General features: G+C 62.1%; 23 protein-coding genes. 14 read left to right on the forward strand and 9 right to left on the reverse strand.

Going from position 1 to position 25,174, the window contains the following annotated elements:
• Window positions 1-105: 105 nt before the first annotated feature.
• The 3 genes from AC1Q61_RS24330 to AC1Q61_RS24340 all read right to left on the reverse strand — a co-directional run bounded on the left by AC1Q61_RS24330 (window position 106) and on the right by AC1Q61_RS24340 (window position 4,108).
• Window positions 106-2,193 (reverse strand): cutinase family protein, encoded by a 2,088-nt coding sequence (locus AC1Q61_RS24330; RefSeq protein ID WP_125052948.1) that lies wholly within the window; start codon window positions 2,191-2,193, stop codon window positions 106-108.
• Window positions 2,193-2,693 (reverse strand): DUF8176 domain-containing protein, encoded by a 501-nt coding sequence (locus AC1Q61_RS24335; RefSeq protein ID WP_125052950.1) that lies wholly within the window; start codon window positions 2,691-2,693, stop codon window positions 2,193-2,195. The genes AC1Q61_RS24330 and AC1Q61_RS24335 overlap by 1 nt, the downstream gene beginning before the upstream one ends.
• Before the next feature lie 224 nt (window positions 2,694-2,917).
• Complete coding sequence (locus tag AC1Q61_RS24340) at window positions 2,918-4,108, reverse strand: insoluble domain protein (RefSeq protein WP_125052952.1); 1,191 nt, start codon at window positions 4,106-4,108, stop codon at window positions 2,918-2,920.
• 1,059 nt (window positions 4,109-5,167) lie between these two features.
• Here AC1Q61_RS24340 and AC1Q61_RS24345 point away from each other — a divergent pair.
• From AC1Q61_RS24345 to AC1Q61_RS24360, 4 genes are all read left to right on the forward strand, one after another.
• Entirely contained in the window at window positions 5,168-5,668 is a 501-nt protein-coding gene (locus AC1Q61_RS24345) for a helix-turn-helix transcriptional regulator (RefSeq protein WP_125052954.1), read from the forward strand.
• Window positions 5,669-5,813: 145 nt separating this feature from the next.
• A complete protein-coding gene (locus AC1Q61_RS24350) occupies window positions 5,814-6,014 on the forward strand; it encodes a hypothetical protein (RefSeq protein WP_020971495.1) in 201 nt (66 codons plus the stop codon).
• A gap of 244 nt (window positions 6,015-6,258) precedes the next feature.
• The gene (locus AC1Q61_RS24355) at window positions 6,259-6,399 is read left to right on the forward strand and encodes a hypothetical protein (protein WP_164490639.1); all 141 of its coding nucleotides are present in this window, start codon (window positions 6,259-6,261) and stop codon (window positions 6,397-6,399) included.
• Between the two features lie 5 nt (window positions 6,400-6,404).
• Window positions 6,405-7,580: a replication protein gene (locus tag AC1Q61_RS24360; RefSeq protein ID WP_241199195.1), complete on the forward strand. Its 1,176-nt coding sequence runs from the start codon at window positions 6,405-6,407 to the stop codon at window positions 7,578-7,580.
• A gap of 4 nt (window positions 7,581-7,584) precedes the next feature.
• On the opposite strand, the gene AC1Q61_RS24365 is transcribed toward AC1Q61_RS24360, so the two are convergent.
• Together AC1Q61_RS24365 and AC1Q61_RS24370 are read right to left on the reverse strand one after the other, a co-directional pair.
• Window positions 7,585-8,592, reverse strand: a complete 1,008-nt coding sequence (locus AC1Q61_RS24365) for a GAF domain-containing protein (RefSeq protein ID WP_125052956.1) — start codon at window positions 8,590-8,592, stop codon at window positions 7,585-7,587.
• A 129-nt stretch (window positions 8,593-8,721) separates the two neighbouring features.
• Window positions 8,722-9,534 carry an SDR family NAD(P)-dependent oxidoreductase gene (locus AC1Q61_RS24370; RefSeq protein ID WP_125052958.1) on the reverse strand — a complete coding sequence of 271 codons (813 nt, stop codon included), beginning with the start codon at window positions 9,532-9,534 and terminating at the stop codon, window positions 8,722-8,724.
• Window positions 9,535-10,640: 1,106 nt separating this feature from the next.
• Here AC1Q61_RS24370 and AC1Q61_RS24375 point away from each other — a divergent pair.
• On the forward strand, window positions 10,641-11,558 hold the full coding sequence (locus AC1Q61_RS24375; RefSeq protein ID WP_019750059.1) for a ParA family protein: 918 nt from the start codon (window positions 10,641-10,643) through the stop codon (window positions 11,556-11,558).
• A 65-nt stretch (window positions 11,559-11,623) separates the two neighbouring features.
• Window positions 11,624-11,923, forward strand: coding sequence for a ParB family protein (locus AC1Q61_RS24380; RefSeq protein WP_371746462.1), 300 nt, complete (start codon window positions 11,624-11,626; stop codon window positions 11,921-11,923).
• An 87-nt stretch (window positions 11,924-12,010) separates the two neighbouring features.
• Here the strand turns inward: AC1Q61_RS24380 and AC1Q61_RS24385 are convergent, their stop codons facing one another.
• Window positions 12,011-13,240 carry an IS110 family RNA-guided transposase gene (locus AC1Q61_RS24385; RefSeq protein ID WP_125052960.1) on the reverse strand — a complete coding sequence of 410 codons (1,230 nt, stop codon included), beginning with the start codon at window positions 13,238-13,240 and terminating at the stop codon, window positions 12,011-12,013.
• Between the two features lie 374 nt (window positions 13,241-13,614).
• Between AC1Q61_RS24385 and AC1Q61_RS24390 the strand changes: the two genes are divergently transcribed.
• The 3 genes from AC1Q61_RS24390 to AC1Q61_RS24400 all read left to right on the forward strand — a co-directional run bounded on the left by AC1Q61_RS24390 (window position 13,615) and on the right by AC1Q61_RS24400 (window position 16,131).
• Entirely contained in the window at window positions 13,615-14,709 is a 1,095-nt protein-coding gene (locus AC1Q61_RS24390; RefSeq protein WP_125052962.1) for a DUF2637 domain-containing protein, read from the forward strand.
• A gap of 82 nt (window positions 14,710-14,791) precedes the next feature.
• Window positions 14,792-15,454, forward strand: a complete 663-nt coding sequence (locus AC1Q61_RS24395) for a TetR family transcriptional regulator (protein ID WP_125052964.1) — start codon at window positions 14,792-14,794, stop codon at window positions 15,452-15,454.
• On the forward strand, window positions 15,451-16,131 hold the full coding sequence (locus tag AC1Q61_RS24400; RefSeq protein WP_125052966.1) for a TetR family transcriptional regulator: 681 nt from the start codon (window positions 15,451-15,453) through the stop codon (window positions 16,129-16,131). Before AC1Q61_RS24395 ends, AC1Q61_RS24400 begins: the two co-directional genes overlap by 4 nt.
• Here the strand turns inward: AC1Q61_RS24400 and AC1Q61_RS24405 are convergent.
• The 3 genes from AC1Q61_RS24405 to AC1Q61_RS24415 form a co-directional block, all read right to left on the reverse strand.
• Complete coding sequence (locus tag AC1Q61_RS24405; RefSeq protein WP_125052968.1) at window positions 16,094-16,396, reverse strand: SMI1/KNR4 family protein; 303 nt, start codon at window positions 16,394-16,396, stop codon at window positions 16,094-16,096. The genes AC1Q61_RS24400 and AC1Q61_RS24405 overlap by 38 nt on opposite strands.
• Window positions 16,397-16,625: 229 nt before the next feature.
• A protein-coding gene (locus AC1Q61_RS24410) for an IS3 family transposase (RefSeq protein ID WP_125052970.1) occupies window positions 16,626-17,881 on the reverse strand; the annotation gives its coding sequence in 2 pieces (ribosomal slippage) (window positions 16,626-17,608 and window positions 17,608-17,881; 1,257 coding nt in all).
• Window positions 17,882-18,113: 232 nt separating this feature from the next.
• A complete protein-coding gene (locus AC1Q61_RS24415; protein WP_125052972.1) occupies window positions 18,114-18,662 on the reverse strand; it encodes a recombinase family protein in 549 nt (182 codons plus the stop codon).
• Between the two features lie 120 nt (window positions 18,663-18,782).
• On the opposite strand from AC1Q61_RS24415, the gene AC1Q61_RS24420 reads away from it, so the two are divergent.
• The 5 genes from AC1Q61_RS24420 (at window position 18,783) to AC1Q61_RS24440 (ending at window position 25,145) form a co-directional block, all read left to right on the forward strand.
• Window positions 18,783-20,465, forward strand: coding sequence for a TnsB C-terminal domain-containing protein (locus tag AC1Q61_RS24420; protein ID WP_054827568.1), 1,683 nt, complete (start codon window positions 18,783-18,785; stop codon window positions 20,463-20,465).
• A gap of 4 nt (window positions 20,466-20,469) precedes the next feature.
• The gene (locus AC1Q61_RS24425; RefSeq protein WP_054827569.1) at window positions 20,470-21,435 is read left to right on the forward strand and encodes a TniB family NTP-binding protein; all 966 of its coding nucleotides are present in this window, start codon (window positions 20,470-20,472) and stop codon (window positions 21,433-21,435) included.
• Entirely contained in the window at window positions 21,432-22,670 is a 1,239-nt protein-coding gene (locus AC1Q61_RS24430) for a TniQ family protein (RefSeq protein ID WP_256670145.1), read from the forward strand. The genes AC1Q61_RS24425 and AC1Q61_RS24430 overlap by 4 nt, the downstream gene beginning before the upstream one ends.
• Window positions 22,671-22,863: 193 nt before the next feature.
• On the forward strand, window positions 22,864-24,033 hold the full coding sequence (locus tag AC1Q61_RS24435; RefSeq protein ID WP_054827592.1) for a site-specific integrase: 1,170 nt from the start codon (window positions 22,864-22,866) through the stop codon (window positions 24,031-24,033).
• 8 nt (window positions 24,034-24,041) lie between these two features.
• Window positions 24,042-25,145 carry a recombinase gene (locus tag AC1Q61_RS24440; RefSeq protein WP_256670144.1) on the forward strand — a complete coding sequence of 368 codons (1,104 nt, stop codon included), beginning with the start codon at window positions 24,042-24,044 and terminating at the stop codon, window positions 25,143-25,145.
• Window positions 25,146-25,174 lie beyond the last annotated feature (29 nt).

Below are 25,174 nucleotides of genomic sequence, written 5' to 3' on the forward strand. Positions count from 1 at the left end.
TGGGGACCTATCGCGGCCGCGAGGCCGCGAGCGAGTGCGAGTAGTGGCAGGTGAACGTCAAAAGCTCTCGCCCAAGAGCGTTTTCGGCTCATCCATCGTCAGGCGCTAGCCGCCGATCGCTTGTCGGTAGATGTCGACCATCGCGTCCAGAGCGGTTCGCTTTCCGTCGATCAACCACTGCCCGTAGGACTCGTGAACGCGGGAACCGAGGAAACTCGCGGCGGTAAATCCGGCGTCGACGACCGAGGTCAGTGCTTGCGCATCCTGGGAGGTCACCGTCGCCAGGACCGAGTTACCGAGACCGACGAAGTCGGAGTTCTGCGCCTGCGCACCCATCAACGTGGTCATCGAATCGGCCGGTTCGTGGAGCTGATCGGCGGTCATCTTCTGCCCCGGTGTCAGGACACCGAGCGCGACGTTCGCCAGGTCAACACCGATCGGGAGGAGCTGACCGAGGGCCAGGACGTTCCCGGTTTCGGCGACTTGCCACGCGACTTCCTGGAGCTGCCCGACGTCGCGGGCGAGGCGGATGATGTCGACGTTGCCCAGCAGGTTCGCCACCAGCGCCGCCGAGGCGGCTGTGCCGGACGGATCGGGGATCAGTGCCAAGATCCGTGACACCGATTTCAGATCGACCCCGGCCGCCATCTTCACCAAAGGCGAGAGTTGGTTGTTCAGCTCCCCCGCGACCCGGTGCGCTTCTTTGACGTTGCCGGCCAACAGATGGCCGGGAAGTATTTGCAGGTTGGCCGCGACGGCGTTGTAATCCACCGAGGTCACACCCGAGACGACGCCGAGGATCTGATTGATGATCGTCACCGGTTGGATCGCGGAGAGGATCGACGTGGCGGTGGTGAGTTGATCGGTCGGTGTATCCGCCAGTGGAGCCACACCGTTCGACAAGCTCTGTGCGGGACCGGTCAGGCCCGCGTAGGTGCCGCCGGTACCGGTGCCACCACCCGAGAGGATGCTGTTCGCCAACGTCACCACCTGGTCAGCGGCACCCAGAACCTGCGAAACGTCGACCTTGTCGAGCACGTCGACGACCGAGTTCGTGGCGGCCTCAGGAGAATCAGCCGGAGCGTTGCGCAACCCGTCGCGAGCGGCCGGGTTCGCCGCCATCCACGCCTGTGTCTGTTGGACCGGCTTGAAGGTTCCGGCCAGCAGTTGCGCTTGCTGACGAACCGCGGCGACATCGACCGCCGCCGACGTCGAGGTGGGAGCGCCCGCGCTTTGCAGCTTGTCCACCGAGGTCGCCAACGCCGACGCTGCCCCCGGAGCAGCCGCGAGATCCGCGTAACCGTAGTTCGAGGTCACCGCGCCCAAGAACTCCGACGCGTTCGCGGTTCCGGCACCTGCCGAGGTATTCGCAGTTCCGGCGGCCGCCGGAGTCGACGTCGGCTTCGCGACCGTGTCAGTCGGGGTGATCGCGGTCTGACCGGCGACGGCCGGAGTCGTTGTTGCCGAGACAGCAGTCGCGGTGGTCGGCGCGACTGTTCCGGGCGGGTTGGCAAGCACTCGTCCCAACGACGCCAGGAACGAATCCTTGCCGGTGTTGGTGTTGCAGTACTTGTCTTCCGGGTGGCAGATGTCGAAGACCCGACCCGACAGAGCGCCGTAGCCTTCCGCCGCCGGACCGGCGATGCCCTGCCCGTCGAGCTTGGGGCCGACGACCTGCGAACCGGCGGTGCCGAGCTTCGGATTGGCGAGCATGACCGCAGCGAGAACGGACGAAGCGGGAACGGGACCGCTGCCTGCCCCGATGTTGACGGCGACATCGTTGGCGACCTGCGCGCCCTGTGAATAGCCGCCGATGACGAACTTCGAGTTCGGGCACTGCTCCATCGCGGTCGCCATTGCCTGATCACCGGCGGTCTTCGAAGCCGAGTAGGTCATGCCGGACTGCAAAAACGCTTCGGCCGGGTACGACGGATAGATGGCACGGAAGGTGTTAGGCCCGTACATCGTTTCGAGCTTCTCCCCCACCTGGCCCAACATTCCGGCAGGCTTCGACGGATCGGCGTCGGCGCGGGTCTCGGTCGTTCCGGGAGCGAAGACACCGATGTATCTGGTGCAGCCCGCCGCAGCGGACGGTGCGGCGTTGGCCAGGAGCGGTGCGGCCGCGAGGCCCGCGACCAGCGTCGAAATGATGGCGAACGCCGACGCGAAGCGGGCGGTGGAAGAGATGTTCATCAGATTCCCTCTGCATCAGTGATGGACGTGATGAAATGCCGACCGTCGATCTCGGCAGTCGTGATGCGCTGAAAGAGCGAAGCGCCCTTGCCGGAAGGCCTGGTCTCGGTCAGCTCCAGTGCGTACGTCCCAGCAGTCACGCCGGTTACCGTCATGCAGTACGTCGTTCCTGCGGGAATCGAGTCGATCCCTGCCTGCACTTCGGCCGGCGAATAGCTCACGGCCCCAGGAGCCATGACAGCGATCACCGCATCAGCCGAGCGCAATGAGTAGTACGCATGCTCGAACGCTGCGATCACGCCCTCGCCGCTGCTCTGGTCACCGGCTGTGACAGGGCATCCGGCAGGTTCCGGAGAAGGTGTAGTCGACGGTGTTGCAACAGAGTTGACGATCTCGCTGATGTTCGACGGCTCGTCGTCGGTAACCCGGCCGATGACCGACGCAGCGCCCACGACGACCCCGACCAACAACACCAGCACCGCGATCGCCAGTGCCGTCACCGCTGCGACCTGACGTCGAGGCGTTCGGGCGCGTGGCACACGAGGGCGCTTCGGAAGACGAGACCCGCGCGGCGGCGCACTGCCGGTCCCACCTGTCGCACTACGCACTGCGGACCTGGTGTCAGATCCTTTCGGCCCAAGCATCTTTTCCAAACTCCTTCTTCGACAGGGCAAGCCGTGGCAGTGGGCCGGGGCGAGCGCACGCCCGCCCCGGCCTGCGAGTGCTACGCAGCAGCGGGGATACCGGCGCCGATAGCGTCGGCGATCATCCCGAGCGGAAGACCCGGAACCTCTGTCGCGGCCTGGAAATCACTTACTGCCTGGTCGAATGCAGCGACAACACCATCGCCGCCTGGAATGGACGAGACGGCGCTGCGGATCTGCGCGTCGACGACAGGAGCATTCGCGGCCGTGTCACGAACGAACGTGGCGGCAGCGGTGCCGACTGGGCCGGACTGCTCCCATGAGGTGAGCGTGTCCTGCGTTTCGGTGGTGATGGCAGGCTGGTCGATGTCCGGAACGTCGATCGTGGTGGGTACACCGTTCGTGCCGTCGCCGTAGGCCGTGGCAAGAGCGAAACCTCCGAAGCCGCCGAGGATTCCGGCACCCAAGCCCACCGGAACACCAACCAGACCAGCACCGATGGCAGCGCCGGCCGCCGTGGCAACCGTTCCCACCGGAATCACGCCCCACGGGGTCAAAGCAGGTGCAGCCAACACGACGCCGGACGTGCCGCCGATCGTGCCGCCCAGCAGGGCGCCCAACGTCGCGGCGGTTCCGCCCGCTGTCACGGCCGCAATGATCGCCCCACCAGCGGTTCCGGCGAGCTGCGCCGCTGCGAGCTGCTGCGCCTGATCGGCCGGGATGTGGTGACTGATCCAGAAGTCGGTGACCGCAGCCAACGCCGCATTCGTGGTGGCATTCGTGCGGGCGGCAGTGTTGTCACTCATCCAGTTCGGCTGAGTGAAATGCAGGTTTCCGACCATCACCGTGTTACGCGGCGCGATGAACACCTCGGTCGGCGTCGTGATCGGGTCAGCAGGCAAACGGATCTGCGAGTAGTCGATCGGCGGTGTGTACGTCGGAGTCGCCGGGGCCACGTACTGATTCGAGTCGTAATCCCAGTTCGGGATCGGCTTCGTCGGCTGCGAGTACTGCGGCGGAACCGGAACCCAGGCCTCTACCGGCGCCTCGGGAACAGACGGCGCCGGTGCAGGAACGGTCGGCGTCGACGGCGCCGGTGAGGTCACGCCGGGCTGTACCGGTGCGGGGCCGGTAATACCGGGCTGCGGTGCTGCGACCGCGAGACCACCGTTTGCGAACGTAGCAGCGACCAGAAGTGAGAACGTCCCCGCTGCCACCGCGGACGACTTGACTGCGCGATGCTTACCGCGCCCGGACTTGTGATGCTTCATCGTGTGGAACCTTCCAATTGGGTTGTAAATACGGGGAATTGATGCGGACTGAGGGTGGCCCGTACGCGGCCACAGGGTTCGCTTCGACAAGCGGTGCCGCCCTAAGCGGGCAGACGCTTGTCCACGAAACGGCGGAATACCGTTGATGCAGTGGGAAGTACGGTGTGGCCCATCGGGCAAACGCGGGAAAAGCTGGGGATGGGGACGCTCACACAGACAGTGCCGGGAGTCCTCGCCGAGCACTGAATCACGCTCGCGAACAAGGGAATGCAGCGTGGAGTAGGTGCACCCACCCGCTCCCCGGGCGGGAGGAGCGGGGTGGGCGCTTCACGGACCGTGTTGCCGACCACCGCGAGGGGTGTGGCACGACGGACCGGGTTCGGGGCGGCATGGCCGCACGCAGGGTCCACAGGGCGCCCGAGTTCGCGGTCAGCGAATCCGCGTTTGAGAGTGTCCTGTTCTACCCAGCTGGAATAGGTATTTTGCGCAGAGTTGTTCCCCACGACTGCCTCCGGCTAGTTGCGTTTTCAACTTCACCGCATAGGCTCGAAGGCCTGCGGTCTGGTCGCTTTGGTGCGTGCAGCACCGCAGACATGAAAGAACCCCAGGTGCGTGAGGGGACGCCAATCACCAACGCACCTGGGGCTTTCGAGACAGCACGACGCTCGGCAGTAGCCGAAGTCCTTGTGTTCGTGCTTGAAGTAGAACGGTCACTGAGAGTGACCTGGGATGTTGCATCGCGCATTGCGTGAAACCAGTTCATCCAAATCGCCTGCCCGTACTCAGAAGGCACACGCAGATAGACGTGTGCAAATTCTTCTGCGCTACAAGCGGTACCGACGTCGACAAGTACCGAGGAATCCCAGGCTGGGCACGCTGTTGCAGGGTAGACCGCGCGGTTTGTGTTCGGCAACTCATTCAATCGTCTCACGGCCCCCCCTTTTCCGCCTATAGGTCCCTTGACCTCGACTCTTTCTTGGTAACCTTTTATGCGAAACCAATATAACACCCTATTATTTTAAACACTAGTGCGAGTTGGCGAGGTGAAGGAGCGACACAATGACTCACGGGGATGGTTCTCGAGAGCTTGGAGTAGGCGTGTCGCGGAGTGCTGTTCGAGGCTTTAGTGCTGCTAGGTTGCGGCGCTATCGACTGGCGCGCAAGGCGAATATTGCAGACCTGGCTGACGCCGCTGGTGTCTCCGAGCAGACCGTCTCTGCATGGGAAACGGGTCGTGCGGCACCAACTCCCGAGCTGCTAGCCAAGGTTGCGGCCGAATTGCGACTGACCGTTGCTGACCTTGTGCCGATTCCGAATGACCAACTTAGCCTCAGTGATCTGCGCGCCCAAGCCGGCATGACTCAAGGGCGAGCTGCCGAAGCTCTCGGAATTTCGGCGACGCTTCTCGGCCGAATCGAAAAAGGGCGCAAAGAGTACGACGAGACCAGGGCTGCGCAGCTTGCGGAGCTGTACAAGGTCACGCCCGAGCTGGTCGCTGAGGTCTGGCAGCGCGATCGCGACAACCGTCAAGCGCGTGCGACACGCTTCCGCGATTCTTAAAAAATCTCCCCATAATTCCACCCAAACATCGAAGTTCGGCACTTCTTCGGCGTGTCACCGTGACGATTGCGCGATCTTGGCACAGGATGAACGGGAACCTGGCACTGCATCGCTAGGAGCAAGGTCGGGCCGAAGGGAGAAGAGCATGCCCACACCAAGCAAGGGTGATCGAACCCGGGTTGTGAGTCGCGTTCCAGATCCGGTGTACGCAGAGCTGGAAAAGCGGCGGAAGGCGGCCGGAGTCAGCTCCGTCAGCCAATACGTCGCAGATCTGCTGGCGGCCACCACTGGCCATAAGAATCTTGTCGTCGAACTTGACCAGGAGGTTTTGCAGCTCACCGCGTAACGAACGTCGCGTAGACGGCAAACCCGGGCGGGGGATGCCGTGACAACCACACATCGTTAGCTGTAGCGCACCGACTACAACAAAAAACCCCCGAACCGGGCGGGGTCGAGGGTTTTTCGAAGTTGGTGAGATTCGAGTTAGACGCTCGTTTCTCAGCGGTACTGCTATATCCCCGAAGGGACTGTCTTGGCGGACAGGTCTCAGGCTACATCGTGGCCTGATGAAGTTTCAATGATTTCTCTGCGTGTCGCTGTTCACGAGCACGCGCCTACATCCGTACTACGCCCGTACTGCGGTAGCAGCCCCAGGCGGCGCCGGTACGGCACAGCTCGTACGCCTCGCGCTGTATCTGGCCATGTGCACGGGCACCAATGCCATTCACTGACCCCGATGTTCGTCAACGCGCTCGGTGGCCCGGAGGCAGCTTGCCGAAGGTACTGCCAGGTCACGCTCGAATTGGAGCCCGGCGCATACGGCGGTATCGCCTCATGGCGCGGAGCCCAGCACTGGGTCGAGATCGTCGTCCGCTGCGCCTACACCGCGGAGTACAACCGCATCCGCCCCGAGCTCGTCAAGACGTCGAAGGCAGGCAGTGTCGCCGGCGGAGGGATCAGTCTTAAGTCGTTGTTGGCGGTCGCGAAAGTCATGGCCGGTGCTGCTGATTTCGATTCCGGCCGCAGCTCGCGTCTATCCATTGCCACACTCGTCGAGCGAACAGGGCTCGGAGAGCGGACCGTTCAGCGAGCCCGTCAAACGCTCAAACTACTTCGGGTAGCCACGGAGGTATTGCGTGGCCGACTACGCCGCAAAGGTGAACGTATGGCGTCGTGGAGATTTGATGACAAGTCGCGTGGCTGGGCATCTGTCTGGGCGCTGCACCCACGTAAGCCTGTGGATAACACCCGCATCGTCGTCGACGGATCTATACAAATGGCACCCCACCCCCGCAGGGGTCAGTTTTCTATCCCTACCTCTCGTAGAGAGGTACTTACTACAAAACGATCTGTGGATAAACGAGCCGCTTCGCGGCGCAAGGAATCCAAGGCAGACGTCGAGAAGGCCGAAGCCATCCGGAAGGGCCTGTTGCTCGCATCCAAGTGGCTCGGAAACCCACGAACTCCCGCTTGGGCTCGCCAACACAGGGCCCGAGGTTGGGCACCCGCACTGGCCGAACCAGCCGCACACGGTTGGACCGCAGCGGATCTCAACGACACGATCGACGCATGGGGCAAGTCCAGGAGGATGGCACCGGACCCGAAGTATCCAATTGCGTTTATCCGTTGGCTCATGAAGGAGCAGGATCTCGCTTTCTCACCGCATGTTCTCGCTCAAATTGCCGCTGAGCAGGCAAAAGCTGAACGTGAACGACAGTCCTCGCAGTTCGAGGCCGAACGTGCGCGTTACGCAATGGCCGCGACCGAGGACTCCCCCGGCCGCCGGGCAGCGATGGCAGCTGTTCCGGATGCTGCGGAAGTCCGCCGCCGCAGACAGATCGCTGAGCGGAAAACTGCCGCTGACGCGCGCGCAGAACTGTGCGCGCGTCAGCGCCGCATCGACAACTGGTGAAAAGCTACGAATCCGCAGCAGCGCGGACCATGACCAGGCCAGCGGTGGTGTGCTGGTCGAGCATCATCAATGTCGCCCGCACATCACAGGCTTTCCACTTCCCATCGAGCTGTCTGAACCGGACGGTGCCTTGCGTTTTGCCCCGCGCCAAACCCGCAGACATCTCTAGCGCCACAGGCAAGTCCTCGGGATGCATACCAGGTTTAACCTGGTCATCCACTGATTCCCACGCCAAGTCTGGCATCGGATCGCCTACCCACCGAATGAGTTGCAGCGTCTTGAGGTTGACGATCGCTCGGTACTCCCCCTCCTCCGTCGCAGCCTCGAGGACCCGGTATTCAAGAACCACAGGGGGCGGAGCCGCCGCAACGTCGATCGCGGGGCCGATGTCTTGCGTTATTCCTCGCAAAATGACCTCTGACCTGCCGGACGCAGGATCGATTTCTTCAAGCATTCGGCACGAAAAGTGGGCGGCACGCAGCTCGTCGTCATCTCGCCTCACTGTCCACACCGCTTGGTGAATGGTCCCGGGAGCCGAGTGGATGATCTTCGACAAAGCCTCGCCCTCATCGCGATTGGTCACGAGACGGGTGAAGGCGCCGGCCATTGCTTTCTCGGTATGTCGCTCATCCTCAGGAACGCCGTACAAGTCGAGCAGATCGTTGCTTCCGCTGGCTTTGCTCGCCGTCAGGTTGAACAACCAAGCTCCGGCCGGGTCCCTGTCGGGAACGACTTCGTCTGGTCCGCCAGTCCATAGGTACATGCCATGGAGGCGTCCTGAGAACGTCACCAACGGCTCCACAACGACACGCCGGCGGCCATCAGCCGTGACCCTGTCTACGCGGTCAGGCGACGCCATGACCTCGGCAATCACGCTGTAAACCTCGTCGAGGGAATCCTTGCTTTTGAAGAATTTGTCCAACGGTGTGAACTTTCGAGGAGTACTCCCCAGACCGATGATCGACGGTGTCGCGCCGCCGATCGACTCAATCAACAACCACTTTGTTGCCACTACGTAGTTCCTCTCCCCGCGGATGCGAACAGAGGAACACTACTCGACAAAACAAACTTAACGTAACTTCCCGTTACAGGTATTTAGTCCTTCAGCGGACGGCGCTGACCTGGGCATCCGCCAAAAGTACTAGCCGGACTTCAGTGCTGGAATGATCCGTTGGTAGCCCGAACTGGCAGTCCTAGTTAGTAGATCGACGATGCGGGCATCTTTACCGATCAGCACTCGAGGTCGGCGCCGTTCCGCACCGCGCAAAATCGTTTTGGCAGCGGCCGCTGGATCCGTTCTCGCGATGGAACCCTCAAAGGATTCGACGACTTCCGAATGGTCGAGAGTTGTCGCCACACGCGCTGTACGTGCAATTGAAGTCTTGATTCCTCCGGGAAACACACAAATCACAGTTACCTGCCGGTGATGAAGAAGCATCTCCTGGCGGAGCGACTCGGTGAACCCGCGGACCGCGAACTTCGCGGAGTTGTAGGCCGAGTAACCAGGCGCGGCCATGAGACCGAAGGCCGATGAGATGTTGACGATGGACCCACGATCCGACGCAATAATGTACGGCAAGAAGGCTTTCGACCCATTAACTACGCCCCAGAAGTCGACATTCATCACGTGCTCGATGTCTGGGTAGTCGGAATCCTCCACGGTTCCGGAATACAGAACGCCAGCGTTATTGAAGATCGCATCAACATGCCCGAACTGGGCGAGCGTTGCCGCGGCACACTCCCCCATCGCTTCTCGGTCCGTGACATCCGTCGCCGAGATCATCACCGAGTCGGCGCTGATTCCAGCCAGCTCGACCGTTTCCTCTAGGGCACCTTGGTTGACGTCGATTAGCGCGAGCTTTGCGCCTTGGGCGGCCAGTTGGATGCTTAGTTGCCGCCCGATTCCCGCTCCCGCGCCGGTAACGACCACAACGCGTCCTATGAAATACCCCATGGCGCAAGTATTCCTCGTGAGAACGGTGGTTTCGCGGAACGGGCTTAGTTGGGTGGGTGCGCAAAATTGACTCATGCTGACGTTGCTCGATTGAAATGTCGAGTGAGAGGTGCGACCTACGTGCGGGCCGCGGAGGTGCGGTCGAACGGGTGGTGTAGTCGTCGAGCCGTGGCGTTCTCCGCCTCACGTCCAGGCATTTTGCGCCATTGCGCCAAACTGAAGAAATGCCAGCATTACTGTCAATAGCAGTGAAGAGCTGAGGGTGAGCTCGGGCGACCTGTAATCCCAGTAACACCAGTAATGCCGTCAATGTTGGCGTGGCAGTCTCGGCTTGTTTCGATTCTCTGCGCACCCCGCCTGCCGTAATGACAGTAATACTGCTATTGAAAACATGCAGTTCAAGGCGCTGCCACGGCGAAACCGTGTGTAATGCCAGCATTGCTGCTATTGCTGCTATTGCTGGTTTTGGGGCCAGAGGTGTTGCTACGACCTGGCCGATGGCCGATAGCAGCAATACTGGCATTATGCGAGAACGGTGGTTTCGCGGAACGGGCTTAGTTGGGTGGGTGCGCAAAATTGACTCATGCTGACGTTGCTCGATTGAAATGTCGAGTGAGAGGTGCGACCTACGTGCGGGCCGCGGAGGTGCGGTCGAACGGGTGGTGTAGTCGTCGAGCCGTGGCGTTCTCCGCCTCACGTCCAGGCATTTTGCGCCATTGCGCCAAACTGAAGAAATGCCAGCATTACTGTCAATAGCAGTGAAGAGCTGAGGGTGAGCTCGGGCGACCTGTAATCCCAGTAACACCAGTAATGCCGTCAATGTTGGCGTGGCAGTCTCGGCTTGTTTCGATTCTCTGCGCACCCCGCCTGCCGTAATGACAGTAATACTGCTATTGAAAACATGCAGTTCAAGGCGCTGCCACGGCGAAACCGTGTGTAATGCCAGCATTGCTGCTATTGCTGGTTTTGAGGCCAGAGGTGTTGCTACGACCTGGCCGATGGTCGATAGCAGCAATACTGGCATTACTGCTATTGATTGCATTGCTGGCGATGGCGTGGAATGCTGATAATACCGTCAAATGTGCCAGCGATGTCGAGGGAGAGCAATGCAGACCGACTTTCACGAAACACGCAAAAGGGTGATCGCCGTAATCAACGGCAAGGGTGGTGTCCTAAAGACGACCCTGACAGCTAACGTCGGTGGAGAACTGGCAGCGTCGGGGCAGAAAATTCTGCTCGTCGACCTCGACCCTCAGGGGAACCTCGCCGAAGACCTCGGGTACACCAGTGAAACCGGCGATGACCAGGGAAGGTCGCTTGCTAGCGCAATCGCTTTCGGCGGTGACGCAAAACCCATCGAAAATGTTCGCGCTAATCTCGATGTTCTCCCTGGGGGAGTTCACCTCGAACAAGCAACAGCAGCGCTTGCCGCTATGGCATCCAAAGATCCCGATGGCGCAAAACTTGCCCTCGCGAGGGTTCTTGCTCCAATGGCGCCCGCATACGACATGATCCTCATCGACTGCCCCCCCGGCGACGAAACCTTGCAGACAGCAGCGCTAGCCGCCGCAAAATGGGCATTCGTGCCCGTCAAATCCGATGCGTCCAGCCGAAAAGGGATGGCAGCCGTTGCACTACGCATCGACGCTGTCGCTGCAATCAACCCCGACCTCGACCTACTAGGCGTCGTTCTCGTAGCCGTCGGTACATCAGCGAAAACCGTGCTCAAGCAAGCCAGGTCTGCAATTGCAGAGGCGTTCGGCAACGACGACGTCGTTTTCACTGCCACCGTTCGTCACTCAGAAGCGACAGCCCAAGCAACACGCGAGCGAGGCATGCTCGCAGCCGAACTCGACGCAGTCGTCCGAAGCGGCCCGAAATGGTACGACGTCATCAAAGGCAACGCCGAGCCTCAGACTCTCGCACCGAAATCGTCCAAATCCGTTGCAGACGACCTCTTTGCAGTTGCGCAAGAAGTTGTCACCCGTGTTGCAACAGCGGAAAGAGAGGAAGCACGGGTATGAATGACCGGCCCGAACGAAAGCTCACGGCGCTACCTCCGCGGAACGTGACTGGTGACCTGTCTCGAATGCAGAGGTCCAACCGCACGGCCACACAGGTCCCGCCGCCTCCACAGCCCACGCCGACAGCTGTGGAAAAGCCCAAGCCCAAACGTATTACGGTCTACGTCGATCAAGTCGTATTCAGTCGCGCCCGAGGCGCTTACCGAAACACCAGCCACCTTGAGGACGACAAATCCTGGTCGCAATTCGTAGAGAAAGCACTAGCGGCCGAGGCAGAACGCCGGGAAACCGCGCACAACAGCGGAAACCAGTACGAAGCAGAGACCGGCGCACTTCCCAGCGGGCGCCCCATCTCAGACGACTGACCCTCACATCGAAGGAGCCTCGCCGGTTGCACCCGACGAGGCTCCAGACCGGGAAACCCCTGGAAGACATCTCACGGGGTGTAGGAGTCAAGCCGCGATCGGGAGGGGAGGTGGAAATGCGTGCAATTCGTCGAAGAATTCGCGGGTGATGAGGCAGTGGTGGAGTTGGCCGAGGAATCGGTTGAACAGGTGTCGTTGAGCTTGGTGGTTCCAGTCCCCGCCTGCGCGTCGGGCATCGAAATGTCGCCTGGCTCCGGGGGACGCTTGGAGGGCGCTGAACGCCCAGATCGTTCCTGCTGCAGCCAGTCTTCGGTTCTTGACGTGCCGGTGCAGGACGAAGGTCTTTTTCCCGCTGGCACGGGTGATCGGGGCGGCGCCGGCGTAGGCCTTGAGGCCACGCGCGGTGGCGAACCTGTTCCGGTCGTCACCGATCTCGGCGAGAACTCGGGCCCCGGCCAGTGGCCCCAGCCCGGGGAAGCTGGTGATGATCTTCGCATCGGGGTGTTCGGAGAAGAGCACGCTGACGTGTGCGGCGAGGGTCTCGGCGGCTGCGCAGGCAGCGTCGAACTGCCGCAACAGGGCCATCAGACTGATTCCCATCGCTGCTTCGATCTGCGGTGGCTGGCGAAGCGCCGGGGTGCGCAGGATGCCCCGCAGTCGTTCGACGTCTCGGTCGAGGAATCGGGAGCGTCCCGCCCTCTTGAGCGCCGCCCGAAGTTGGGGCCGGGTCAGGGCGGCAGCTGCGGTCGGGGTCGGAGCCGCAGCGAGCACGCTTCGGGCATCAGGGCGGGTCAGTCCGTCTTCGAGGGATTGAAACGCGGTCAACGCTGCCGGGAAATATTCTTTGAGGAGCGAGCGGACCTCGTTGCCGAAGCGTTGCCTGGACCAGACCGCGTCTTGCTGGGCGCGGGCGAGAACCCGGATGGCCAGAGCGCTGTCGGTGTCGGCCGGCAACGGACGGTGTGCGGTGGCGTCGGTGCGCACGATATTCGCGAGCATGACCGCGTCGGCGGAATCGGATTTCGATCCGGAGACCGAATGCCGGGACCGGTACCGGGAGGCGGCGAGTGGGTTGATCGGGTAGATCACCCGGCCACTTGCTCGGAGTGCGGCGACCCACAGGCCGTGGTCGGTTTCGATCCCGACCGGGATCAGGTTTTCGGCGGTGTCGCCGGCTTCGGCGAATGCCTCGAGCAGTCGGGCGAACCCGGCGGCGTCGTTGTCGACTCGTCCCCGGCTCACGACTTCGCCCAGGTCGTTGAGGATTGCGAAGTCGTGATGGTTTTCGGCCCAATCGATTCCGCAGTACAGTCCCACCGCGCCTCCCAGTGTCGATGTGCAGGTTGCGAACCCGTGTGGTGCACGCGGCGACCTAATTGCAGGACTCGACGGTCCGTCATCTCACCAGCCGTTCGTGTCACCAGCGCACCGCAGGGCACTCGATCTGCCGAAGAGCTCACGGCTCGGGAATGCAGAAGAAGAGATCGACCCTGTGGCGGGCTCGTACCACGACATTTCACCACGTCGAATGGTGCACTGCCTGGCGCTGTCTCTCTTCCAGAGGGCGTCGTGTGCGCCGGGAAAAAACCGGGAGTCGGCCGGGCAGTGCACCGGCAGAAACATCAGACCAGCGTGAGCGTTGCAGCCCGTCGGTCCGTGCTTCTACACACCAATTAGGAAAGAACCCAGTCATGACCGACTTTAGCCTTCGGGCAGCTCGTATTCAGCTAGGCGCATTGCTCGCCGCACTCGCCCTCGCGATCGTCATTGCGCTCGGTATCACCACCGGCGCATTCGTACTTTCCTTCGCCGTGCAACGCGACCTCGCACGGCAAGCGCTGATCCCCGAACACCTGACTTGGATCTTCCCTGCGATCGTCGACAGCGCCATCCTCGGCGCCACCATCGCGATCGTCATCATCAGCAAGCTCAACATGAACAAGCGCGACAGAGGCTTCTACATCGCCCTCGCAGTCAGCGTCGTCGTGATCAGCATCCTCGGAAACGCCTATCACGCCTATCACGCAGCAATCGCCGCGCAGGAGTCGATCGATGGTGGGGGAGACCTTGGTTTCATTCCACTGGCACCGGCCATTGCGGCGGCGATAGCGATCATTCCGCCGGCCCTGGTCTTGGCGTTCACGCACGGAATCACGATCTTGGTGAAGGCAGTCGGAATGGCGTACGCCGCTTACCGTGCGATCGTCGAAAGTGCCACCGACAGTGAGGATGCAACGAGTATTGCGTCTGACCTCACCGTAGGTCGGGGACCGATTCGCGTCCCTCCGCCTCGCGAGAAGTTCGCCCCCAATATTGCGGAGCATCGGGAGTCGGATCTAGACGTAGATGCAACAACGGCGGATGCGAAGGCCGGCCACGAGGACGCTGTTGCGGACTTTGCGGAACCTTTTTTCGTGGACGAAACGATGAACGACCTGGACGAGATCCTCGACTCCCAAGACACCGCTGCGGAGTCCCCAGACCGCCGCGACGCCGAAGAAGCACAGGCCGACACGGATGCCGACATAGACGACCTCATGGCCTTCATCGCCCGGTCGAATCTCGCGAAGAACGTGAAAGATACAGCAGTCCGCAAGCTCACGAACCCGAACCTCACGTGGGAGACCATCGCTTTGGAATCGAAGCCGCCTGTCGCGACATCGACCGCATGGCGCCGGTACGAGAAGTTCGATACCGCAGCCCGAGAAGCAGGCTTCGACAGTCCACCATTGCCCGACCTGCGAGCCGCCGAGAACCCGATGCGCAGCGAACTCACCACCGTTTGACCCGCACGCACCAATAAAAGGGTGGCCCTGGCGGTGCTGTAACACCGTCAGGGCCGATGACCACAGAAAGCATCTGTGACCAATGAACGATCATAACGAGCTATCCGAAGGCATCGACCACGGAAAAACAGGCCGCCCACCGATGCAGCCGCGAGCGAAAATCACCCGAGAAGCGATCCTCGAAGCGTCCGCAACCCTGTTCAGCCAAACGGGATACGCGGGCACCACCATCGACGACATCGTCACACTCGCCCCGGTCACCAAGGGAGCGATGTACTTCCACTTCTCGAAGAAAGAATCCATCGCGAGGGAGATGCTTCGCCGCTGGTCCGACGCAGTCACTACGACAGTCGGGAAAGCGATCGCAACCGGTCAACCCGCCGACCGGCAAGTACTGATGATCTACCGCGAACTCGCCCGCCGCACCCAAAACGAGGCGATCATCCGCGCCGGCCTCATCCTGTCCGTCGATCAGTCGCTCAGCGGCGCCCGCGCCACCTACGAAGCGTGGACCGCTGCGATCGAACCGATCGTCGTCGACGCGAGTCGTTCCGGCGCCCTCGACTGCGCGAAAAGCATGTCCAGGCTCGCAGACACACTCGGTGCCGGATTCGTCGGCGCTGTGCAGGTTGCCGCCAGTTTCGACGAGAACCAGACCATCAGCAGGCGGGTCGATGATCTACTGCTGATGTGGCGTGGAACGGACCCGGCCGCCGTCCGCATGGTCGAAGGAGCATCTCTGTGAACAGCCCCAACGAACCGGCAGATACCCCGGAAAACGCTGCCACCACGACAACCCACCGGATAGGTCGCGTCCCCGGCAGTAAGAACTCGACAATGCAGGACCGCGCAGTGCGAACACGGGAAGCGATCATCTCCGTCGCAGCCCGGCATTTCGACACCGACGGCTACGGCAACACCAGCATCAACACCATCAGCGCTACCGGAAAATTCGCCAAAGGCGCGATGTACTACCACTTCCCATCCAAAGAAGCGATCGCAGAACACCTCATCTCGGACTGGAACCGCACCCTCGACGACACCATCAGTGAAGCACTGACATGCGGTTCGAGCAGCACGGCAGGGGAGAAGCTGGCAGCGATCTTCACGTCCCTCGCTCGTCGGATTGCCGAGGACACCAACGTGCGGGCCGGAATGAAACTCACCCTCGAACCCACCATCGACAACGCGGCCGGCTTCGCACACTGGGTCGACGCCGTCAATGACATCATCGACACCGCCATCACCGACGGCGAACTCACCAACACGCCCACCACACACCGACTCGCCTGGAACCTGTGCGCCGGCACCCTCGGAGCCGTCAACGCATCAGCGATCCTGCACGAAAACGTCGACCTCACAACCCGCATCGAGGACGTGCTCACTAACGTCTTATCCGCCAGTCGATTTCGCCATCGGTGACAGACGACAGCCACATGCGATCGAAGACGGTCTCACCCGCCAGGCTGTCGGCGAGGTCTGTCAGCATGGCACTGATAGACACCCACTTGGGGCCGTCCTCGTCGCTCGAGTCGCGGCTGTATTCGGTAACGCACCCGTGTATCGGACCCGGGCGGGTGTCGACGAACCAGAAGTATCCATCCAATCCAGCGAACGGAATGTACTCGTCGATGAAGGAGTAAGCAGGTGTTCCCGCGGGTTGCGCTGACGCATTCGCGTCGACCATCTCGGGTTCTTGCGACCTGTGAAATTCTGCCGTGCACCTTTTCTGGATAGTTGCCCTCGTATTCGGCGGACTTGTTGTTGGTTTCTTGATTTTTGCCTTCAGCTACGAAAAGTGGACAACGTCCAAGATGATTCGCGAGCGCCGTGCCAGGAACGAAAGACTGCTTGCCCACCACAAAGCAGAACGGGAGAATCGCGCGTTCTGAACCGTGCCGGGTTTCTTGCCGCTCCTATGCTGGCGACATCTCCGGCTGGAGAATCGATAATTGAGAGTAATAGACGGCCTCGAACTCGTCCGGAGTGACATAGTCCAAGGTGCTGTGCAGACGGCGGGTATTGAACCAATCCACCCACTCCATCGTCGCGAATTCGATGTCGTCGATCGTCTTGATCGGGCCCTGCAGAAAGGGACTACTCTTGGAAACCGCTTCTGTCTTGAACAGTCCGATCGTCGACTCCGCGAGGGCATTGTCGTAGGCGTCGCCGACACTTCCAATTGAAGCTGCAATCCCTTCCAACACAAGCGTTTCCGCGAAGGAAATAGATGCATATTGGCTACCGGCATCGCTGTGATGGATCAACCCATCACCGACCCGATGTCCACCGTGATCGCGTCGCCACAACGCCATCTTCAAGGCCGTGGTGACCATGCCCGTGTCCTTCACTGTCGAGGCATGCCAGCCGACGATTGCCCGGGAGAAGCAGTCGATCACGAAAGCGACGTAGACGAACCCCGCCCACGTTCGGCAATAAGTGAAATCGGTAACCCATGTGCGGTTCGGAGCTTCAGCGGTGAAATCGCGATCGAGCAGGTCTGGTGCCCGCCGGCTGTCCTTGCCGCCTGGAATCGTGGTTCGGTGCTGTCTGCCTCTGACCACCCCGTTCAGTCCTTCGTCGCGCATCAAACGGTCGACGGTGCAGGCAGCGACGTGGTGGCCTTTGCGGCGCAGATAAGCCGTCATCTTTCGTCGGCCGTAGAGCCCTTCGGCAGTGCCGATCGTGGACCGCAGTTCCTTGGTGAGGTGGGCGTCGGTGATCGTCCTTGCAGATGGTGGTGAGGTTTTCCAGTTGCGGTATGTGCGTGGGGCGACCTGGATTCCTTGTGTGGTGAGCACTCGGCAGATCGACTCGACCCTGAAATTTTGTGCACGCATGTCGTCGATGAACTGGACTATCAGCGGCGGCGAGGGTCGAGTTCCCTCGCGAAGAAAATCGATGCCGACTTCAGAATTTCGTTGGCTTCCTTGAGTTCTCGGTTCTCACGCTCGAGTTCCTTGATCCGCATTTGCTCCGCGGTGCTCGCTCCGGGCACCTCCTGAGCATCGACCTGGGCTTGCCTGGTCCAGTTCCGCAGCGATTCGGCACCAATGCCGAGTTTCGGGCCTATCACCTGGCATGCGGAGTAGACGGACCGATATTCGTCGAGGTGATCGAGGACCATCTTGACGGCTCGCTCACGCTGCTCGAGTGGGTAACGCTTGGGCATGATCTGCATCCTTCACAAAAACGGATGCGGCATCAAACCCGGCACGGTTCATTCTCGTCCGGGCACGATTCAGGGGTGTACGGCGACTACATTCCGGTTGATCCTGACACTGGCGAGCCGATACGAGTGACGCGACCCGACCGAATCAAGCTCACAACCGACCAGTTCAAGCAGGAGCATCGTAGGCCCGGTAATCTCACCGAGTAGCCGCGCGAACGAACGCTGCAGTAGTTCACTTCAGGTGCCTGTACAGAGTGGTTCGGCCGACACCGATGATTTCGGCGATGTCGGTCAGATGCATGCCGTTCTCCCGCATCCGTTGTGCCTGTGCGAGTTTCGTGGAGGTCATCTTCGGCGGCCGGCCGCCGGTACGGCCACGCGCCCTGGCTGCGGCGAGACCGACCTGAGTCCGTTCCCGGATCAGATTGCGTTCGAATTCTGCCAGTGCTCCGAAGATGGAGAAGATGAGTTTCCCGCCGGAGGTGGTGGTGTCGATCGCTTCGGTCAACGATTTGAAGCCGACTCCGCGGGCGGCAAGATCTTCGACGGTCTGCAGTAGATGGGGGAGTGAGCGCCCCAACCGGTCCAGGCGCCAGACGACCAGGGTGTCTCCGTCGCGTAGGTGGGAGAGTAGATCCGTCAGTTGCGGCCGGGTGGTGGTTGCACCGGACGCGGTTTCGGTCCAGACCTTGAAACAGCCGGCAGCGCTCAGAGCGTCGCTCTGCGGATCGACGCTCTGATCGGTAGTCGAGACCCTCGCGTAGCCCAATGTCAGTTTCAGAAGTGGGCGTCATAATTTCCTGGGGTTTTACCTCCGATTGCAGTCGTCTTCTGACATTCTGACTGCAGAAGTGGACTGCACAATCGGTCGATCACACAGGCCTGGCGTTCGGAGGCTGCGATGGACGCGGACAAGTTCGACGTCGCAGAGACTGGTGTGCTGACCGCGTCGGCCGAGCAGTGGGAGCAGGCACGGTCACGGTTCGCAGTGCTCAGCGAACTAGCGGATCGATCCTCGATCGGCACCGCAGTGGTCGAGGATGCAGCACAGCAGTTGGGGGTCTCGCCCCGGCGTGTGTACGTGCTGTTGTCCAAGCTCCGGAATGGGGGAGGGTCGGTCACAGATCTGTTGGTCTCCGCTCCTGCAGGCGGGCGCGGCCGTTCCCGCGTGCCGGCCGAGGTGGAAGAAGTGATCGCCGAGCACATCAACCGCGAGTTTCTGGCTCGCCAGAAGCTCAGTGTCGCCGCACTGCATCGACATATCGCGCTGGCCTGTCACCGTGCGGGACTCCCTATTCCAGCCCGCAACACAGTCGCCGCGCGGATCGCAGCAATGCACCCGGGCCGCGTCGCACGGTCACGTGGCGGACCGGATGCCGCTCGATCGCGGCAATCCGCTGGCGATGTCCCGCCGCCGGTGACGGCGGTTCTCCAGCAAGTCCAGATCGATCACACCGTGGTCGATCTGATGATCGTCGACGAATACGACCGGGTGCCGATCGGACGTCCTTATCTCACGATTGCTATCGATGTCTTCAGCCGCTGCGTGCCGGGCTTCGTGGTCACACTCGACTCGCCGTCCGCAGTGTCGGTCGGGTTGTGTCTGGGCCGGGTGTGCTCGGACAAAAGCGTATGGATCGACGCTCTGGGGCTCGGCGCGGATGTGCGGTGGCCGATGGCCGGAAAGCCGCGCGCCTTGTACGTCGACAACGCCGCCGAGTTCAAAAGTGAAGCGCTACGGCGGGGTTGCGAGCAACACGGTATCGACCTCGGCTACCGCCCACCCGGCAGGCCGCAATACGGCGGGATTGTCGAACGCATCATCGGCACCGTCATGACCCAGGTTCACGAGCTCCCTGGCACCACGTTCTCGAATCCAACGCAGCGGGGCAGCTACGACTCGGAGGGCGCGGCAGCTCTGACGTTACGAGAACTGGAACGCTGGCTGATTTTGGCGATCGCGGCCTATCACGCGGACGTGCACACCGGCCTGAGCCGGAGCCCGGCTGCGCAGTGGACCAGCAGCACCGACGCCGATACCGCTCTGGCGAGCTCGACAGTGGTGGATGAGACCGCATTCTTAGTGGACTTCCTCCCCGTCATCCGGCGCCGACTGACCCGGACAGGGTTCGTCATCGACCACATCCAGTACTTCTCGAACGCGCTGAAACCATGGATCGCCAGGCGAGAGAAGTTGGGTCAGTTCGTTATCCGGCGTGATCCACGTGATCTGAGCAGGGTGTGGGTCCTGGACCCCGACAGCGGCGGCGGGTACGTCGAGGTGCCATACCGGACGATGTCACATCCGGCCGTGACAGCGTGGGAACACCGGGCAGCGGTGGTGCGCCTTCGAGAACAAGGCCGAGCAAGTATCGACGAACACGCTCTGTTCGCGATGATCGAGCAGATGCGTCAGATAGCCACGTCCGCACAGAGGTACACCAAGCGGGCCCGCCGTAATCGCACTCGCCGTTCTCATCTGAGCAGCATCACCACACCACCGGACACGCAGAGCCCGCCCGAGCTCGGCCCAGGCACCGACGACGTGCCGGTTCCGATCTTCGACGACATCGAAGAGTGGTGAATGGATGAACCACGACCCCCGAAACGCTCCCGCCGGCGACGATGACGACCGTAGTTGCGAAGACATCGACGTCGTTCGTGCGGACCTCACCCACCTGCGAAGTTCGGTCAGATCGATTGCGGTTCTTCCTGCCGCGCAACGCATCAGGCATATTCGTACTGAACGGTGGATCGGGTATCCGCGTGCACGGTCGGTGATCGAGCATCTTGAGACGTTGCTGGTGTGGCCGGATCGGCAACGTATGCCGAACGTGCTTCTGATCGGACCGACGAACAACGGCAAGTCGATGATCATCGAGAAGTTCCGGCGTGCGCACCCTGCTGTCAGCTTGCCCGATCGCGAGCAGATACCGGTGTTGTGTATGCAGATGCCTCCAGACCCAGCACCCGCACGGTTCTACCTGGCGATGCTTGCTGCACTCGGAACGCCGATCCGCCCGCGGAGCCGAGTCCACGAACTCGAACAGCAAGCAATCTCGCTGCTGCGAGCGACCGGGGTTCGGATGCTGATCATCGACGAGCTCCACAATGTTCTCGCCGGCCGCGACAACGTGCGCCGAGAATTCCTGAACCTGTTGCGGTTTCTAGGCAACGAACTGCGGATTCCTCTTGTCGGAGTGGGCACCCGAGAGGCGTACCTCGCGATCCGTAGTGATGCACAGTTGGAGAACCGTTTTCACCCCATGACGCTGCCGATCTGGACCAACGACATCGACACCCGCTCCCTGCTGGCGAGCTTCACCGCCAGCTTCCCGTTGCGTGCGCCCTCGCACCTGACGTCGGCGGAGATGACCGATTACCTCCTCACCCGGTGTGAGGGCACCATCGGCGAACTGGCCACGCTGTTGACCGCGGCCGCAGTGACCGCAATAGAGGCTGGCGAGGAAGCGATCACCTCGCAGGTGCTGACGCAGACTGCCTACTCCGGGCCCACCGAACGCCGTCGCCACTTCGAACGGCATCTGGCATGACATCAGCCGATGCCTCGCCAGCGCCTACAGCGTTCGACCACAGTGGGCATCCGCGGTGGCCGCTGCACCCGCAACCATTACCTGGTGAGACTCTGATGTCGTGGCTTGCCCGGACTAGCAGACTGTATTCGTTGATCGGTACAGCGGATCTTCTCGACGGGCTCGGTGTCGACACTTCGGGCGTGGACCTCGACCGCTACACACCCGAGCCGGTGCTATCCGCGCTTGCCCAGAGGAGCACCTGCACAGCGGAACGGCTGCGTGAGATGACGTTGGCGGGCGGTACGCCCTGGCTGCTCGACAGCACCGACCCCGGCGGATGCGACTTCGACACCTACGTCCATCAGTTCTCTGTCCTACTACCGGCGGGTCTGGCAAGGTCAGATCGACGTCGACGCGCACCGCCCGCCGGCACGTGGCTTCCCTGGGTGAGCAAGCTCGATACGCGGGCATGCCCCTTGTGTATCGACGACCTCGACACAGACGCCGACATCGCGGTCATGATGGCTCATCAGTACCCGATGCTGACCAGCTGCACGAAACACCTCTGCCGGCTCGAATTCTGTGCTGTCATACCCGGCCGACTGGTCTTTTGGGACAGGACACCGCCAGGCTCGGACGAACACGCACCACCGATACCCGTACCGGCAGTCGTCGCAGAAATCGACAGACGCACCGCCGTCGCGTTGACGTGCGGGTCGGTCGAGCTCGGCGGAGGCCGTGTTCATGCCGGAGTGTGGTTCAGGCTGCTGCGTACCGTCGTCGACGAGGTATCGACACCGCTGGTCCGCACCGGATGGTGGGCGAAGCCACTGAGCGCGATCTGGAAGTCCACCGGCCATTCTCGCCCGCTGCGGACATCGTGGGTTCCGTTCGAGCAACTGCGGTGTGACGAGCAAGCGAAGGTTTTGTTTGCTGCCGCGACCGCGATCAATGCGGTCGAGAACGATGAGATAGCCGCGAGCGGTGCTGATGCCTGCTTGCTGCGGCCGCGACGGTACGAGCCGGTCGATCCGGGGGCCGCTCCGACGAGGTCTCGCAGTCCGGTACCCGCCCGCAGCGCTTGGGACGGTGTGATTGCGGCGATCGATGCCGCTGTCGCCGCCGCCCGCGTCGACAGCGATGCCGCCCGATCTTTGTTCGGATTCGCTCGAACGGGGTGCCGCACCGAAGATGACGTCGATGAGCTGGCCTATGCCTTCGTCGAGCTCGGTATTCGACTGGACTGGGACTGAAGCGCGCTAGATCGCAATCGCCACACGTTTCTCTGCGCTTTCAGGCGGAATTCGATCGCACCCTGTAGTCACCCACGGTTTGTGTGCGGTGACCCACGAGAATTTTCCTTCCCGCACCGTCTTCGATGAATCGCCAGGTGAGCGTGTTTTGAATCCGAAAACTGTGTCGGAGGTGCCCGATACAGTTCTGCCCATGACAGAACGCCAGCTCACCGGCGGCTCGGCCGCGATTCCAGCTGTCTTGCCGGGCGGTACTGCGGCCGTGTTTCCGGATTTGCCGCCCGAGGTTGCGGCTCGGATCGAGCGATCGATGGCCGCGTCACGCTCCGCGGGGACCCGGCGGGCCTACGCTTCGGCGTGGCGACGCTTCGAGACCTGGTGCGCCGCCACCGGACATATCTCGTTGCCGGCGCACCCTGCGACGGTGGCTGCCTATCTCGTTGGAGCGGCCGACACACTCACAGTCGAGGGAACGCGGGCATATGCACCGTCGACGTTCGGTAAATGGGTTGCCGCGATCGCCGATAGTCACCGCGCTACTGGCCACGACAACCCGTGCGGCCACGAGATGGTGCGCGCCACCGTTTCCGGTATCCGACGGGATTACGCGTCGGCGGGGGAGCGACCCCGCAATCCGCGTGCGCCTCTGTTGACTTCCGACATCACCACGATCGTCGACCACGCGCGTCGCAGTTCGATCGGGTGGGCGTCGGAGGTCCTCGAACGGCGTGACACCGCGCTGCTGCTGATGGGCTACACCGGCGCGTTTCGGCGGGGTGAACTCGTCGCTCTCGAGTGTCGTGATATCCGCCGCGACCGTCTCGACGGCGCGCACGTACGTATCCGCAAATCGAAGACAGACCAGGACGGTGCCGGTGCAGTGAAGGCATTACCGTTCACTGGCCGCCACGAGTCATGTCCGGTCTGTGCGTGGGTGCGGTGGCTTCAGGTCGTCGCCGCGTTCGACTCCGGGGGCAGAGTCGAGGTCATTCGACTGCTCTCTCGCGCAGTGGAATTCGAGTCTCATATCTGCCTCGGCACCCTTCCTGCAGCCGAGAAACGGTCCCCTCTGTTTCGGTCTGTCCGCAAGAACGGAAACATCTCCGATACGCCGCTGTCCGGGGCTGCGGTACATGCGGCGATCCGTCGACGAGCTACTCGAGCTGGATACGACCCCGACACCGTCGCCCAATTCGGCGGGCATTCTCTGCGTGCAGGATTCGTCACGCAAGCCTTTCGCAACGGTGCCGATGCGCACACGATCATGCGCCAGACCGGGCACACCACACCCGCAATGGTCGAAACATATGCCCGCGAGCACGCACCTCTGGTCGGCAACGCGGTCACCGAACTCGGTCTATGACCGGGCGCGTGACTGCATCTGTGAGCGGCGACGGGGCGACCGAGGCAGATGCTGACCACGATGACCGCGCCGGTTCGATACGGCCAGCGGATATCGCGAACGCGGCGGTGCCGAAGCGCGATCGGCACACGTGGTCACTGTTCGAGGACTGGTGCACCGCCCATGACGAACCACCACTGGCGGCCTCTCCGGAGTCACTTGCTCGGTTCCTCCACGCGCACCCCGCCGCGTCGACGACCCAACGCCGCCGGATCGCGGTGATCGACGCCGCCCATTCCCGGCACCTGTTACCCCCTCCGGGGCGCGCGGAGGCTGTCCGGGCTGCGCTGGACGTGGCGCGCACGGCGCGCCTGCACGAGCTGGCAGCCGTGATCGGCGGAATCATCGCGCGTCTCCCCGAATCCGGTTGGCCGTCAGCACTGTTCGCGCGGCGAGATGCCCTCGTCCTGGTCGTTGCCTCGACCGGCCTGCCGTACACCCAGATCGCGGCCCTGCGGGCATGCGACGTCACCGCCGATCCGAGGATCGACGCCCTTCGTATCGACTCAGGCCGCGGCGTTCATATCCTCACCTCCCTCGCACTGACGGGGACGGGTATCTCGCCGCGGATGGTGTACCAGCGCTGGTTGGAGGTGCTCGGCCATCACGCGCGGTATCCGAGCACCCGAATGCTCGCCGACGCTCTCGATGCCGTGGGCGGCACCGGAATCGGAGGATACGACCGGTACGTCGATTCGGCCGATCGACAGCCGCTGTCGACTGCGATCGACCGGTGGGGTCACACCCCGTTGACTGCGACCCCGCTCACGTCGCGTGCGGTCGCCGACATCGTGCGAGCGCACCTGGACGGACGTGCGCCCACCCGCCTGCAGCCCACTGCGCGGTCACAACAGCCGGAGCGGATCGCGGCATCGGATCCAGTACCGCGGCTCGTGCTCGACCCCGGCTACTACGAACGCGGAACGCTTGCACGTAGACACGCCCACGGTCTTCTCGATGACGTGGACTCTGTCCTCGCTGATGTCGAAACCCGCGCGGACAGCCTGTTGGAAGCACTCGTCGACTTTCTCGAATCGGAGACCACACGCGTGCCGGCCGACATCGTCGAGTGACAAGTGGTTCGTACTCGGGTTTGCACAAA

The sequence above is a fragment of the Rhodococcus sp. MPR-R1B genome (assembly GCF_058793255.1).

Excerpts from the sequence above, each read along its gene's own strand:
- AC1Q61_RS24430 (WP_256670145.1), top strand. The coding sequence starts at position 21,432 with ATGACATCAGCCGATGCCTCGCCAGCGCCTACAGCGTTCGACCACAGT.
- AC1Q61_RS24375 (WP_019750059.1), top strand. The coding sequence starts at position 10,641 with ATGCAGACCGACTTTCACGAAACACGCAAAAGGGTGATCGCCGTAATC.
- AC1Q61_RS24420 (WP_054827568.1), top strand. The coding sequence starts at position 18,783 with ATGGACGCGGACAAGTTCGACGTCGCAGAGACTGGTGTGCTGACCGCG.
- AC1Q61_RS24435 (WP_054827592.1), top strand. The coding sequence starts at position 22,864 with ATGACAGAACGCCAGCTCACCGGCGGCTCGGCCGCGATTCCAGCTGTC.
- AC1Q61_RS24345 (WP_125052954.1), top strand. The coding sequence starts at position 5,168 with ATGACTCACGGGGATGGTTCTCGAGAGCTTGGAGTAGGCGTGTCGCGG.
- AC1Q61_RS24390 (WP_125052962.1), top strand. The coding sequence starts at position 13,615 with ATGACCGACTTTAGCCTTCGGGCAGCTCGTATTCAGCTAGGCGCATTG.
- AC1Q61_RS24370 (WP_125052958.1), bottom strand. The coding sequence starts at position 9,534 with ATGGGGTATTTCATAGGACGCGTTGTGGTCGTTACCGGCGCGGGAGCG.
- AC1Q61_RS24330 (WP_125052948.1), bottom strand. The coding sequence starts at position 2,193 with ATGAACATCTCTTCCACCGCCCGCTTCGCGTCGGCGTTCGCCATCATT.
- AC1Q61_RS24350 (WP_020971495.1), top strand. The coding sequence starts at position 5,814 with ATGCCCACACCAAGCAAGGGTGATCGAACCCGGGTTGTGAGTCGCGTT.
- AC1Q61_RS24380 (WP_371746462.1), top strand. The coding sequence starts at position 11,624 with ATGCAGAGGTCCAACCGCACGGCCACACAGGTCCCGCCGCCTCCACAG.
- AC1Q61_RS24405 (WP_125052968.1), bottom strand. The coding sequence starts at position 16,396 with ATGGTCGACGCGAATGCGTCAGCGCAACCCGCGGGAACACCTGCTTAC.
- AC1Q61_RS24425 (WP_054827569.1), top strand. The coding sequence starts at position 20,470 with ATGAACCACGACCCCCGAAACGCTCCCGCCGGCGACGATGACGACCGT.
- AC1Q61_RS24360 (WP_241199195.1), top strand. The coding sequence starts at position 6,405 with ATGTTCGTCAACGCGCTCGGTGGCCCGGAGGCAGCTTGCCGAAGGTAC.
- AC1Q61_RS24395 (WP_125052964.1), top strand. The coding sequence starts at position 14,792 with ATGAACGATCATAACGAGCTATCCGAAGGCATCGACCACGGAAAAACA.
- AC1Q61_RS24340 (WP_125052952.1), bottom strand. The coding sequence starts at position 4,108 with ATGAAGCATCACAAGTCCGGGCGCGGTAAGCATCGCGCAGTCAAGTCG.